The sequence below is a fragment of the Ktedonobacterales bacterium genome (assembly GCA_036557285.1).
GTDB lineage: Bacteria > Chloroflexota > Ktedonobacteria > Ktedonobacterales > DATBGS01 > DATBHW01.
On sequence record DATBHW010000072.1, the window covers coordinates 14,216 to 27,242 of the forward strand.

Below are 13,027 nucleotides of genomic sequence, written 5' to 3' on the forward strand. Positions count from 1 at the left end.
CCGTGATATAGCAGCGGCGCGCTCTCTGGACAATGATATGTGAAGTACCCCGAAGCTTGCGCAGGAGGCTTCTACAGGCCCGTGAGCCTGTGGGCCACTTCCTGGCCCCGACACAAAATGTTGATGGCAGCGTTGTGGTCTCTGTCCAGTTCGCACCCGCACGCACAGGAGTGCCAACGCTCAGACAGGTCTTTCTTCACGATCTGACCACAACTGCTGCAAAGCTGGCTGGTATACTTGGGGTCCACCAACACCACGCGCCGCCCGGCTCTTTCAGCCTTGTACGTGCAGAACTGTTGGAACTGGCCCCAGCCAGCATCGAAAATGGATTGATTTAGCCCCGCCTTCGCTGCTGCCCCATTAGGCAAATACTGCCCCTCCTGCTCCGGGTCCGGCTTGGGTTCAGGCGTGGCGGTCATGTTCAGGATCGACAGGTCTTCCATCGCCAGTAGGCCATACTCATTTACCAGACGGCGGGAAAGCTGATGCTGGAAATTGGCCCGCTGGTTGCGCACCTTGCGATGGGCACGGGCTAAGGCGATAGCCGCTCTCTTCCGACGCCGACTGCCCTTTTTGTGCCGGTCCTTGATCTGGCTGAGGAGCTTGATCCGCTTCAAGCCTTTGCGGTAGTGGCGCGGGCTCTCAATTGTCTCCCCAGTGGAGAGGGTGGCAAAGTGCATGACGCCCAAGTCAATGCCTACCGCTTGCTCGGATGTCGGCAAGGGCGTGGGCGTTTCGGCTTCACAGGAGAAGGTCACGTACCACTGGTCGATGTCATGGCGAATTGTCACCGTTTTGATCGTGCCTTGTATCTCCCGATGCAGGCGTAGCTTCACATCCCCGACTCCTGCCAGTTTCAGGCGGTCCCCTTGCAGCTTCCACCCGGCCACGTCAGGATAGGTGAACGAATGGTAGCGACCACTCCTCTTGAAACGCGGGTAGCCTGGCGTCTCCCCGTTCCTGATACGCCGGAAGAAGGCGGCAAAGGCTTTATCCAGGCGGCGCAAGACATCCTGCAACACATGCGAGGGCAGGTCTTGATAGGCGGGATACGTTTGCTTCAGGTCTGGCAGTTCGTTGATCTGGGCAAAACAGGAGAGCGCGGCGCGGCGCATCTGGTAGAAGGCGCGGCGTTGTTCTAGTCCCGCGTTGTAGAGATCACGACACCGCCGGAGGTAAAACAGCAACGTCTGCTCTTGCTGTTTGTTCGGATACAGCCGATACTTGAAGGCAGTCCGTATGGCCATCCTGCTACTCGCTTCGTTTCTGTTTGCGCTTCAGATACTCACGCACGGCCTGAACGATCTCCCCATTCAGTGAGCGATCTTCCTGTTTTGCCAGAGGCCGTAACGCCTCAATGAGTGCTGCCGGAAAACGCACCGTAATTTTGATCTCTCGTTGTTTCTCCATGCCGTCATTATATAACGAGAAGAACGGCATGTCAAGGGCAGCGAGGGCCGCCTTACCCACGCCTAAAGACGAGGGTATGCGGCGGCCCACTCATCAAAAGCGAGCAGCGCCCGCCCCACCACCAGCGTCCCTCGCGCAATCGCGTCGAGTTCGGACCACTCCTCCGGGCAATGGCTGCGCCCGCCGCGACTGGGGATGAAGACCATGCCAGCCGGAGCCAGAACGGCAACATGATTGGTGTCGTGGCCCGCCCCGCTGGGCATCGGATGCGCCCGCAGCCCCAGCGTTTCGCAGGTCTGCATCAGCAGGCGCTGAACCGCCTGGGGTATCTGGATCGGTTCGGTATCAGACAGGGCATGATAGCTGAGTTGCAGGCTTCGACGGGCAGCAATTTCGTGGATCTGGCCCTCAAAACGCGCTGCCAGGTCGGCCAGCAGCGCGGGGTCAACACTGCGCCACTCGGCGATCAGTTCAGTTCGGCCAGCGATCACGTTGCTGGCATTGGGCGCGGCGCTGATCTTACCGATGGTACCGACGGCCTTGCCATTGGCGGCGCGGCAGAGGCTCTCCAGCGCCAGAATGATCTCGGCGGCCCCGGCCAGCGCGTCATGGCGCAGGCGCATGGGCGTGGTACCCGCGTGGTTTGCCTCGCCCTCCAGGGTAATCTGGGCGCGCTGGATGCCAACCAGCCCGGTGACAATGCCGATGGGTATCTGCGCCTCTTCCAGCACCGGTCCTTGCTCAATGTGCAGTTCGAGCGAGAGCGCGAACGCGCCAGGCTGGCGCTGCGCCTCGCTGATGCGTTCAGGATCGCCGCCCATCTGCCTGATGCCTTCGGCCAGGGTGCGCCCGGTTGCATCGGTCAGGCGCAGGTGTTCGGGCGAGAGCGCCCCGGCCAGGGCGCGGCTGCCAATGGTGGAGACGCCGAATTCGCTGGGTTCCTCGGCCAGATAATCTACTACCGCCAGGGGATGGCGCAGGGTGATGCCCTCTTCACGCAGGCAGCGCGCGATCTCAATCGCCGCCACGACGCCGATGATGCCGTCGAAGCGCCCGCCGCCGGGGACGGTATCGGTATGCGAACCAATGGCAAGAGGCGCCAGCCCCTCGACGCTGCCGGGTCGTCGGCCAACGAGGTTGGCGGCCTGGTCCAGCGAGACTTCCAGCCCGGCCTCCTGCATCCAGCCTGCCACCAGTTCGCGTCCCTGGCGATAGAGCGGCGTGAACGAGCGGCGCGTGTAGGGCTGCTCAGGGATGGTGAGCTGAGCCAGCGCCTCAATCGCGGCCTGCATCCGCCCGGCGTTGGGCGTGATCTTCATATGGGTCATGATGGTTTCCTCTTCTTCGGCTTTTACCAGTCTTTGGTTAGGAGTTGCACCCGCGCGCTAATTTCGCGCAGCGAGAGCCAGCCGGTCAGTTCGCCGTCGCGCAGGCGCTGCGTGCCATCTACCCAGACGCCCCGGATGGCCTGGGGCGACATGGCGTAGACGATGTTTTTGAGCAGCCGGTTGGGCGGCTGGAGCGAAATGTCCGTCAGGTCCAGGGCGACAAAATCGGCGCGGGTACCGGGGGCAAGCTCACCGATGGGCAGCCGAAGCGCGCTGCCGCCGTTGGCTGTACCCATTGTAAAGACTGCTTCGGCGCTCAGTGTCGCGCCGTCCAGCCGTTTCACCTTCTGGAGCAGGGCGCAGGTGCGCATCTCGTCGAAGATGCTGGTGCGGTTGTTGCTGCACCCGCCGTCGCTGCCCAGCGCCACGCGCACTCCAGCCGCGATCATGGCGGGAATATCGGTGATGCCATCGCCTAAAAACATGTTGCTGGCCGGATTATAGGCCAGGTGGATGCCTCGCTGGCCCATGAGGGCGATCTCTTCGGGCGTCGCCCAGACGCAGTGCACCAGAACGGCGCGATCATCCAGTACGCCCAACGAATCCAGCCAGCGAATGGGTGTCAGGCCATAGCGTTCCTGAATCATCTCCACTTCATAGCGCCCCTCCGAAACATGGATGTGGAAGGGCGTATCAAGCTCCTGGGCCAGCGCGTGTCCGGCGACAATCATGTCTGGCGAAGCGGCGTGTGGACTGTGCGGCGCGGGCTGTACATTCACCATTCTCCGTCCGCCGTCGCGCTCGCGCGCCAGCCGCGCCAGATCGCGGGTGCGGGCTACGGCGTCTTCCAGTGGCTCTCGATAGGGCTGGGGGCCGGTCTCCCAATTGTACAGGCAGCGCGCCAGCACCAGCCGAATACCGACGTCATGCGCCGCGCGCATGACTGCCAGGTCGTAATCGTTGCTTTCGTGGTGCAGATAAAAGAAATCAACGACGGTTGTCACGCCGTAGCGCAGCATCTCGCCAAAGGCCAGAATCGCGCCGGTGTAGACGCCCTCTTCATCCAGATGAAGCGAGTAGCGGTAAATGCCGTTGTCGCGCCACTGAAAGAACGGAAGATCATCGCCAAAGCCGCGCACCAGGGATTGAAACGAGTGGTTATGGGCGTTGATGGTCCCTGGAACCAGCGCCTGCCCCGCCAGCTTTGTTTCCTGGGCCTGGGGAAAGGCGGCCTGCAATCTGGCCGCAGCATCGATCTGCTGAATGACGCCATCGTCTATGAGCAGGCTGAGATCGGGGGTAAATTGACCATCAGACCAGAGCAGATCAGGGCTGAGGATTTCGAGCATGGGCGCGCTCCTCTCGACGAGAACATGACGCAAGGCGGTTATGTTTATGCGACGTGGGCAGATCATGTGAAGTACCCACGGCTAAAGCAGTGGGCTTCTACAGCCCCGTAGGACTGTGGGCCACTTCCTGGCCCCGGAACAAGATGGTGATTGCCGAGTTGTGGTCGCGGTCCAGTTCTGCGCCGCATTCACAGGAATGCCAACGCTGGTCTAAGGTTTTGTGGACCACTGCGCCACATTGGCTACAAAGCTGGCTTGTCATGCGGGGGTCTACCAATACGACGCGCCGTCCGGCCCTCTCAGCCTTGGCGATGCAGAAGGATTGGAACTGGCCCCAACCAGCATCTAAGATCGATTGGTTCAAGCCTGCTTTGGCCGCCGCCCCATTGGGCAGATACGCGCCCTCCTGGTCCGGGTCTGGCTTCGGTTCAGGGGTGGCGGTCATAGGCCGGATGGACAAGTCTTCCATCACCAGCAGCCCGTACTCGTTCACGAGACGGCGGGAAAGCTGATGCTGAAAGTTCTGCCGTTGATTGCGCACTTTGCGATGGGCTTTTGCCAGCGCAAGAGCCGCCCGCTTCCGGCGATGGCTCCCCTTCTTGCGTCGGTCCTTGACCTGGCTAAGTATCTTGATACGCTTCAAGCCTTTGCGATAGTGCCGGGGGTTCTCAATATGCTCTCCAGTAGACAACGTAGCAAAGTACATGACGCCCAGGTCCAGCCCAACAGCAGCATCGGACGGAAGCAACGGCGCTTCTTCTGGTATGTCACAGGAAAACGTGGCGTACCACTGGTCTACATCGCGTCGGATGGTGACGGTTTTGATCTTCCCTTCCAGCGGGCGATGCAGTCTGATTTTTACGTCACCCACGCCAGCGAGTGTCAGGCGGTCCTCTTGCAGCTTCCAGCCTGCCACGTCAGGATAGGTGAAGCTGTGATAGCGGCTCGTGCTCTTAAACCGAGGATAGCCGGGCGTCTCACCGGACCTCACGCGTCGGAAGAAGGCGGCAAAGGCTTTATCCAGGCGGCGCAAGACATCCTGCAACACATGCGAGGAAACTTCTCGATAGGCCGGATAGGTGCGCTTCAGGTCAGGCAGTTCATTGATTTGGGTGAAGCAAGAGAGCGAAGCGTGGCGCATCTGATAGAAGGCTTTGCGCTGTTCCAAGCCCGCGTTGTAGAGGTCACGACAGCGCCGCAGGTAAAAGAGCAAGGTCTGTTCCTGCTGCCTGGTTGGGTACAAGCGGTACTTGAATGTCTTCTTAGTCATGCCGCTGCGCCTCAATATAGCGCCGTACTACGTCTTCGCTCATATCGCCCACGCTGCCCACATAAAATGATCTACTCCAGAGATGGCCACCCCAGAGTTCCTGCTTCAGTTCAGGATGCTGCTTGAACAGCATCCGGGCGCTGGCCCCTTTGAGCGTATTGGCGATTTGCGACGGGGCAATCGCAGGTGGGGCAGAAAGGAAGAGATGCACATGGTCAGGTTGAATCGCCAGGCTATGAATCGTCCAGCCATTGGACTGAGCCAGCCGCCGCAGTTCGGTTTCAGCAGCGGCGGCCACTTCTCCGGTTAGAATGGCTTTGCGATATTTGGAACACCATACAAAGTGGTATCCGAGTTTATACGTGGTGTGCTTTGTGCTCTGCTCTTTCATACTTGCTAGGATACCACAGAAGATGATGCCATGTCAACAGCGCAGCAAGGGCCGCCTCACCCACGCCTGAAGACGAGGGTATGCGGCGGCCCGCCCATCAAATCCTGGCGCATGCGAGCGGCTGCCACTTGTAGCGCCGCCTTCCAGGCGGCTGACCGCTAGCCGCCTGGAAGGCGGCGCTACAAGTCGTATTCTGTCTCTTGAACGGTGAGCGGAAGCGCCCGAAGAGGGAGGAACGTAACGCTCGATGGTATACTGGATCGTGGGGGATGAAGCGCCCGTGAGCATTGCAGGGCTTTGCGGCGCTTTGCTGAAGGCAATGAGCATTCAGAGCCAGGACAACCAGACCGAAGCCGGGCCGGGAGTTGCTGACGGCGCGAGCGAGAAGACCGTTGGGAACAGTCGCCCCAGGCCCGCGCCTTCGGTGGGCGTGATACGCCGCCGGGCGATTGTTGTGTCGCTGGGCGTGTTGGCGCTGCTGCTCGTGGTCGGGCTGGGCGATGCGCTGGGGGGCTTCTTGCCGCATACCACTGCCCCTTTTGCCAACGGGCGTGTCCAGTCTGCTGGCGACTTTCAGGTCAGCCTGCAATTCACTCCCAATCCGCCAAGATTCAGCAGCGATCCGTCCACGCTGGCGCAGGTGACTGTCCGGGGGCGCGCTGGGCAGGTGATGGATGAGGCGGCGCGCGTCCAACTCAGGCTAACGATGGTGACGATGGATATGGGCGCGAATGAGACGCCAGCGCAGGGGTTGGGGCAGGGGCGCTATCAGGCCAGGGTCGCGTTTGTGATGCCTGGAGCCTGGCAGGTGGCGGTAATCGTGACGCCACCAGGCGCTGCCAGTGTCAGCACAACGTTCGATGTGGATGTGGCGAACTAAGAATGCCTCACAAAACCGACGGTTGGCTCCACCCCTGCCGCCTGGAAGGACGGCGCTCCAACCCCGCCCCTGCTCGTGCGGAGGTTATGTGAGGCGAACTAAGCGCCTGTGAGGCATAAGGCTGTTATCTTCATATAGCCTCGTCTGAAAGATGCTGAAGCAGCATGTACCTTGCCATTGATAACGGGGGCAGCACAACCAGGATCGGGCGCGTCAGCACCCTGCGCCGTCCTCAGATCGAAGTTATTGAGCAGTTCCCCACTTTCCAAAGCTACGCTGACCAGATCGAAAAATTGCTGAAGAGTATCGCTGTTCCTGGCAACGAGCATCTGGCGGGCATCGGTATTTCGCTGGGTGGGCATATTGCCAGGGATGGATGCTCTGTCCGTGACGCGGCCAATCTGCGCGATTACGAAGGGCAGCCGCTGGCGTCTCAGCTACAGGAGGCATTTGGCTGCTCGGTCAGATTAGCCCATGATACCGTCTGTGGCTTGCTGGCCGAAAAGGCGTTTGGCGCGCTGACCCCGTTCGACCTGTGCGCCTATCTGACTATCTCAACCGGAACCGGCGCGGCTATCCAACTGCGCAAGGCTGGGCGGGCGCTCACCGTGTCTATGGAGATGGGCCATCAGCTTCTGGCCGGAAATACGCGCCCGTGCCTCTGCGGGCAGATCGGCTGTCTGGAGACGATTACCGGCGGCAGGCAGATTGCGCTCAGGTTTGGGCGCGAGGCGGCGGAGATCACTGATGCTGGCTTCTGGCAGGAACTTACGGAGGCGCTGGCGCTGGGCATCGTCAATCTCGCCCGGATGACGCGCGTTGAGGCCATTGCTATCAGCGGCGGGATGGCTCTGCACGCCCCTTATCTCAGAGAACATCTGCCAGAGCGGGTCGCTGCTCTCTGCGCGCGAGACGCGCCGCAACTTTTCTGGTCGCAGTTGGGTGAGAACGCGCCGCTGCTTGGCGCGGCATTGCTGCTGGAGACGCCAGAGGCGGCGATTATCCATTAGGAGGACACTGGAGGGCGGCGTCAAACGCTCCCTTCAGCATAGGCGCGGGCAAAGCGCGCTGCCCAGGTGGCGTTGTTGACGAGCAGGGCGAGGTTGGCGCTTACGCTCTGGCCTTCGGTGGCCTGGGCGATGCGCGAGAGCAGGAACGGCGTGACCGCCGCGCCAGTGATACGCTGGGCTTCGGCCTGGGCGAGCGCGTCATTGATGAGCGTCTCCAGGGCTGCCAGGTCCATCGCGTGTTCCGCCGGAATGGGGCAGGCGACCAGGATGCCGTTGCCAAGCCTGCCCTGCCACTGCGCGCGAGCGACGGCGGCTATGTCTCTGGCGCTGTCGGCGCGGTGGGGCGCGCGATAGCCGCTGCTGTGGGCGTAAAAGGCCGGGAAATCGGGGGTTTGGAAGGCGATCACCGGCACGCCCTGTGTTTCCAGATATTCCAACGTCAGCCCCAGGTCAAGGATGGATTTGGCTCCGGCGCAGACGGTCAGGACCGGCGTGCGCGCCAGTTCGAGAAGATCGGCGGAGATGTCCATGCTGCGCTCGGCCCCACGATGCACGCCGCCGATGCCGCCGGTAGCGAAAAAACGAATGCCCGCAAGCTGGGCGCAAGCCAGTGTGCCTGCCACCGTGGTTGCGCCCAGGCGGTGCTGTGCCAGCACAACCGCCAGGTCGCGCCTGCTGACCTTGGCAACCTCTTCCGTATCGGCGCGCGCCAGCCGCTCAATGTGCGTTGAACTGAGGCCAACGACGATCTGCCCTTCCAGCAAGCCAATGGTTGCCGGGACGACGCCCTCGCTGCGAACAGCGTCTTCCATGAGGTGGGCAGCCTCAACGTTGGTCGGGTATGGCAGGCCATGAGCGATCACCGTTGATTCGAGCGCGACCACTGGCCGCCCATCAGCCAGGGCGACGCGCACCTCTTCAGCAATAGCGAGATACGTTGAGGTTGATTGATTGCTCATGCCCGCAGTATGTCATGTGCGCGGCTTCGAGTCAACTCTTTCTGCCGTCGCCCGCTACCCAAAAAGCATAGCCAGATAGGCCCAGTGAAAAACTCAGGTTCAACTCAGGTTTCAGTGAGATCAGGTATAATGGCGCTGGCTATGAGAGCAGAGAAGGGGAGCAGCGGTTTGGCAGTTGATGCGCGAGCGCATACGCAGAGAAGAGCAGAGGCTTTGCCCTGGAAGCAATCCGCCTGGCTTATGAACAGACGCGGGCGGTTACTGGTCCTGGCGCTGGTGGCGGCGCTGGTGGTCGCTGTGTATACGCTGGCGAATCATGCGCTCGGCTTTCCACTGGATGACGCCTGGATTCATCAAGACTTTGCTCGCACGCTGGCGCAGCGTGGCGTCTTTGCCTACGCGCCTGGCAGCAGCGGCGCGGGGTCCACGTCGCCGCTGTGGGTGCTGCTGCTGGCCCCCGCGCAACTGTTTCCGGGCGGCGCGCCGCTCTGGCTGGTTATCGTCTGGGCAGACATGCTGGGCGCGCTGGCCCTCTTTGTGCTGGCCTGGGCCGCCAGTTCGCTGGCTGAACTCTGGTTGGCAGACGCAAGCGAGCGTTTACGTGCGCTGGGCGCGCTGGCGACGGGCATTGCAGTACTTGCCGAATGGCGTCTGACCTGGGCCGCGCTCTCTGGCATGGAGACGATTTTATTCGTCTTCCTGAGTGTGCTGCTCCTCATGGGCGTCAGCCGCGCCTGGCGTCCGGCCTGGCTGGGCGCGCTGGCGGCGCTCTTGACCACGACGCGCCCGGAGGGCGTGGCGCTGGCGCTGCTGATCGGTGGATCGCTGGCGCTGGGATGGGGGGCGCGCGTGCCGCCAGCGCCGAGGCGCTGGCGGGCGGCGCTGGTCTATCTGAGCGTCTATGCGCTGGGGCTGGCTCCGCTGCTGGTGTTGAACGAGGTTGGTGCCGGGCATCTGTTGCCCAGTACCTTTTATGCCAAAGGCGCGTATTATGCGCTAGGAACGAGCGAACTCACGCGGCTGGCAGGCTACGCGCTGGGTGTGCTGGGCATGCTGGGGAGCAGCCCGCTGGTGGCGCTGGGTCTGCCAGGCGCGGCCTACGCGCTCTGGCTGGCGCGGCGCGACTGGCGGCGTGGGACGCAGTGGCTGGCGCTGGCCTGGGCCATCGCTTTAATCGGTGTCTATGCCGCCCATCTGCCTGTCGTCTATCAGAATGGACGCTATCTGATGCCGGTTCTGCCAGTGCTGCTGGCGCTGGGGGTAACAGGGTCTCTGCGCTTTGCCAGCGCCGGAGACTATCGTCTGCTGCCAGCCGTCCTCCTCGCGCTGGCGCTGGCAATGGGAGTGCTGTCCATCGGGCGGGGAGCCGGGATTTACGCGGCGAATATCCGCTACATCAACGATTATCAGGTGGAGACGGCGCTCTGGCTGCGCGCCAACACGCCGTCCGATGCGCTGGTGGCGACTCATGATATTGGCGCGATTGGCTATTTTAGTGGTCGTCAGGTGGTTGATCTGGGTGGATTAACCCGGCCAGAAATCGTGCCGCTGCTGAGCGATCAGCAAGGGCTGGTAGCCTATCTTCAGCAAGCGCAGGTTGGCTATGTTGCCATGTTCCCTGACTGGTTTCCACCGCCGCGCCTCTTGTGGGAAGCAGTGGAGCAGGGGGAAGTTCACCGCGCGCATGATCCCTCAATTGCGGCGATTGGTGGCTCCGATTTTGTGACCTACCGGACAGGATGGGGAGAAGCAAGGGGGCAAGGTTTGCGTTTGCCGGTATCCCTATGGCCTGACGCTCGACGTTTCTCTCGGCCCCGATATACTGCTGCTGCATATGGCGTGGATGGGCCTAAAGTAGGGGTGTATGACATGCAGCGGCGAGTTTGTGGTATATTACATACGGTTTCGCATATGACGCAATGGGGTGCGGACGCAGCGGTGGAGGCTCCTTCGGCTCTCCCTCCCATCCCCAACGCCCGGAGGCCAGGGCTGGTGTCGGGCGGTGCGCGCGATTGAAGAATCCTTGAGCAGGAAGGAGGCGAACGGCTTTGGAATTGATTTTTCCTCGGTGCCGTAAGTGCGGTGAGGGCGACTTAGTGCCGCTCTCTGATTTTGGGAGCCAGGGGGCTTCGATCGAGTACAAGGCGTGGGTTTGTACAAATCCGGGCTGCCTGTACAACATCAAGATCCGTAACGGAGACATCATTATTAATGAGCCAATCAGTGATGGCTCGCTGCACAACTATCGCAGCAACCGTTAACGCGGCGCGATAGTTTCCGCCTCCGGCCACGCGCAATGCGCGACCGGAGGCTGGTTCTGTATCATACGCTCTTTTCCTCTATTTTTAGCTTTTCGCTTCTCTAGCCTGGCTGTGCGCTGCTGAAAGGACGACAGGTTCACTGTGATTAATCGCTTCAAGCAAGGACTCTTCCGACACAAATCAGACGAAGAAGCGGCTGAGGAACCAGAGCCACAAGAGGCGCCACAGGAACAAGGAGCAGCGCAGGCCCCGAAGCCAGCTACTCCCATTCGGACTCCGCCGACGCGGGCTGCTCCTGCAAAAGCTCCAGCGGCCCCTGCCTCTGCTCTCAAGGCTCCAGCGCAGCCTGCCTCTCCAGTTCCGACTACACCTGCGGTTCCTCCTCAGCCGCCGCCAGCGCCAGTCCCCACTGATGTGGAGGTGGAGGCGTGGGAAGACGAAGATGAAGAGATCGCCGAGAAAGAACATGGCAAGGGCGGCTTGCGACTGTTCCATAACCCCTTCAGCAAGAGCCTTTCGCGCACGCGCCAGATGTTCGGCAAAGTGTCGGAGGCGTTTCAGCGCGGCCAGATTGATGACCAACTCTGGGATGATCTGGAGGAGACGCTGATTACGGCGGATGTGGGCGTGGGGATCACCGAGCGATTGGTTACTACGCTGAAAGAGCGTGTGGAGTACGCTGGGCTGAAAGATGCCCGCGATGTGCGTGATGCGTTGGCAGAAGAATTGCTGATCTTGCTTGGCGATGAAGAACCGCTGATGTTTGCGAAAAATGGCGCGCTGACGGTCATTCTGGTGGTCGGCGTAAACGGTGTGGGCAAGACGACCACGATTGCCAAGTTGAGCCAGTACCTGAAGAAAAAAGGGCATCGGGTGATTCTGGCGGCTGGCGATACCTTCCGCGCGGCGGCCATTGACCAATTGAAAATCTGGGGCGATCGTGTTAAAGTGCCGGTGGTGAGTCACCAGCATGGCGCTGATCCCGGCGCGGTGGTCTTTGACGCGCTGGAGGCTGCCGAAAATCGTCGCTGCGATGTGTTGATCATTGACACGGCAGGCCGATTGCATACAAAATACAACTTGATGGAAGAACTCAAAAAGATTGCAAAGGTGCTGGGCAAGAAAGACCCGGAGGCGCCGCATGAAGTCTTGCTGGTAGTTGATGCCACCACCGGCCAGAACGCGCTGATCCAGGCGAAGCAGTTTGTGGGAGATGTGGGCCTGACTGGTCTGGTGTTGACCAAGCTGGATGGCACTGCGCGCGGTGGCATTATGTTCTCCATCTCGGAAGAATTGGGCCTGCCGATCAAATTTGTTGGAATGGGCGAGCGTCTCGGAGACCTGGCGCCCTTTGACCCTGAAGCCTTTGTCAGCGCGCTTTTTTCCGCTGATGGAGCCTAGAAACGACGCCTGGAAGCAGGGCCACGAGGAGAAACGGAGCGTGCGCCATCGCTAGAGAGAGATCTGATACGACCCCTGCTGATGCGCTGCGCGGCCCAGGGAGCGATGATCTTCAGCCCCAGATGAGCCGTTCGATTCCGGGAAATCTGGTGGTAAAGTGTCCCAAGTGCCGCGAACTGCTCATCGGCAAGGATTGGGAGAAAAATCTGAAGATTTGCCCGCGCTGTGGCAATCACTTCCGCCTCTCTGCCGAGGAGCGGATCGCGCAGCTACTGGACGAGGAGAGCTTCCACGAACTGGATGGCAATATGCTTTCGGTTGATCCGCTCAGTTTTGTCAGTGGCTCGCAGTCTTATCAGACCTATCTCAACGGCCAGCGCGAGAAGACCGGACTTAATGAAGCAGTAATTACTGGTACAGGAACAATTGAGAGCCTGCCGTTGGCGCTGGCGGTGATGGACTTCGCCTTTGTGGGCGGAAGCATGGGATCGGTGGTTGGTGAGAAGATAACGCGCGCCGTTGAACGCGCGCTGACAGACCAGAGCGCGCTCTTAATTGTGTGTACTTCTGGCGGGGCGCGCATGCAGGAAGGGCTGTTCTCGCTATTGCAGATGGCGAAAACGACGTCGGCGCTGGCAAAGCTGAGTGAGGCGCGCGTGCCATATATCTCGCTGCTGACCGATCCAACAACCGGCGGCATTTCAGCCAGCTTTGCCTTCCTGGGGGATGTCGTACTGGCTGAGCCAGGCGCGCTGATTGGTTTTGCCG

At 60.9% G+C, this 13,027-nt stretch carries 13 protein-coding genes; 6 read left to right on the forward strand and 7 right to left on the reverse strand.

Features of this window, described 5'->3' with window-relative positions:
* Positions 1 to 71: 71 nt before the first annotated feature.
* The 6 genes from VH599_19930 to tnpA form a co-directional block, all read right to left on the reverse strand.
* The gene (locus tag VH599_19930; GenBank protein ID HEY7350589.1) at positions 72 to 1,247 is read right to left on the reverse strand and encodes a transposase; all 1,176 of its coding nucleotides are present in this window, start codon (positions 1,245 to 1,247) and stop codon (positions 72 to 74) included.
* 4 nt (positions 1,248 to 1,251) lie between these two features.
* The gene (locus tag VH599_19935) at positions 1,252 to 1,410 is read right to left on the reverse strand and encodes a YlcI/YnfO family protein (GenBank protein HEY7350590.1); all 159 of its coding nucleotides are present in this window, start codon (positions 1,408 to 1,410) and stop codon (positions 1,252 to 1,254) included.
* 62 nt (positions 1,411 to 1,472) lie between these two features.
* Positions 1,473 to 2,738 (reverse strand): Zn-dependent hydrolase, encoded by a 1,266-nt coding sequence (locus tag VH599_19940; GenBank protein ID HEY7350591.1) that lies wholly within the window; start codon positions 2,736 to 2,738, stop codon positions 1,473 to 1,475.
* Positions 2,739 to 2,761: 23 nt separating this feature from the next.
* On the reverse strand, positions 2,762 to 4,087 hold the full coding sequence (locus VH599_19945) for an amidohydrolase (GenBank protein HEY7350592.1): 1,326 nt from the start codon (positions 4,085 to 4,087) through the stop codon (positions 2,762 to 2,764).
* Positions 4,088 to 4,184: 97 nt separating this feature from the next.
* Positions 4,185 to 5,357 (reverse strand): transposase, encoded by a 1,173-nt coding sequence (locus VH599_19950; protein ID HEY7350593.1) that lies wholly within the window; start codon positions 5,355 to 5,357, stop codon positions 4,185 to 4,187.
* Positions 5,350 to 5,748 carry an IS200/IS605 family transposase gene (gene tnpA, locus VH599_19955; GenBank protein HEY7350594.1) on the reverse strand — a complete coding sequence of 133 codons (399 nt, stop codon included), beginning with the start codon at positions 5,746 to 5,748 and terminating at the stop codon, positions 5,350 to 5,352. Before tnpA ends, VH599_19950 begins: the two co-directional genes overlap by 8 nt.
* Positions 5,749 to 5,995: 247 nt before the next feature.
* Between tnpA and VH599_19960 the strand changes: the two genes are divergently transcribed.
* Positions 5,996 to 6,628 (forward strand): FixH family protein, encoded by a 633-nt coding sequence (locus VH599_19960; GenBank protein HEY7350595.1) that lies wholly within the window; start codon positions 5,996 to 5,998, stop codon positions 6,626 to 6,628.
* 164 nt (positions 6,629 to 6,792) lie between these two features.
* Positions 6,793 to 7,638 (forward strand): ROK family protein, encoded by an 846-nt coding sequence (locus VH599_19965; protein HEY7350596.1) that lies wholly within the window; start codon positions 6,793 to 6,795, stop codon positions 7,636 to 7,638.
* Between the two features lie 20 nt (positions 7,639 to 7,658).
* Here the strand turns inward: VH599_19965 and VH599_19970 are convergent, their stop codons facing one another.
* Positions 7,659 to 8,597, reverse strand: coding sequence for a pseudouridine-5'-phosphate glycosidase (locus tag VH599_19970; protein HEY7350597.1), 939 nt, complete (start codon positions 8,595 to 8,597; stop codon positions 7,659 to 7,661).
* A gap of 240 nt (positions 8,598 to 8,837) precedes the next feature.
* On the opposite strand from VH599_19970, the gene VH599_19975 reads away from it, so the two are divergent.
* The 4 genes from VH599_19975 to VH599_19990 all read left to right on the forward strand — a co-directional run.
* A complete protein-coding gene (locus VH599_19975; protein ID HEY7350598.1) occupies positions 8,838 to 10,613 on the forward strand; it encodes a hypothetical protein in 1,776 nt (591 codons plus the stop codon).
* A 32-nt stretch (positions 10,614 to 10,645) separates the two neighbouring features.
* Positions 10,646 to 10,858: a hypothetical protein gene (locus tag VH599_19980; GenBank protein HEY7350599.1), complete on the forward strand. Its 213-nt coding sequence runs from the start codon at positions 10,646 to 10,648 to the stop codon at positions 10,856 to 10,858.
* A gap of 141 nt (positions 10,859 to 10,999) precedes the next feature.
* Positions 11,000 to 12,259 (forward strand): signal recognition particle-docking protein FtsY, encoded by a 1,260-nt coding sequence (gene ftsY, locus VH599_19985; protein HEY7350600.1) that lies wholly within the window; start codon positions 11,000 to 11,002, stop codon positions 12,257 to 12,259.
* Between the two features lie 122 nt (positions 12,260 to 12,381).
* Positions 12,382 to 13,027 (forward strand): acetyl-CoA carboxylase carboxyltransferase subunit beta (locus VH599_19990; GenBank protein ID HEY7350601.1); only part of this gene is annotated, 646 nt, incomplete at its 3' end.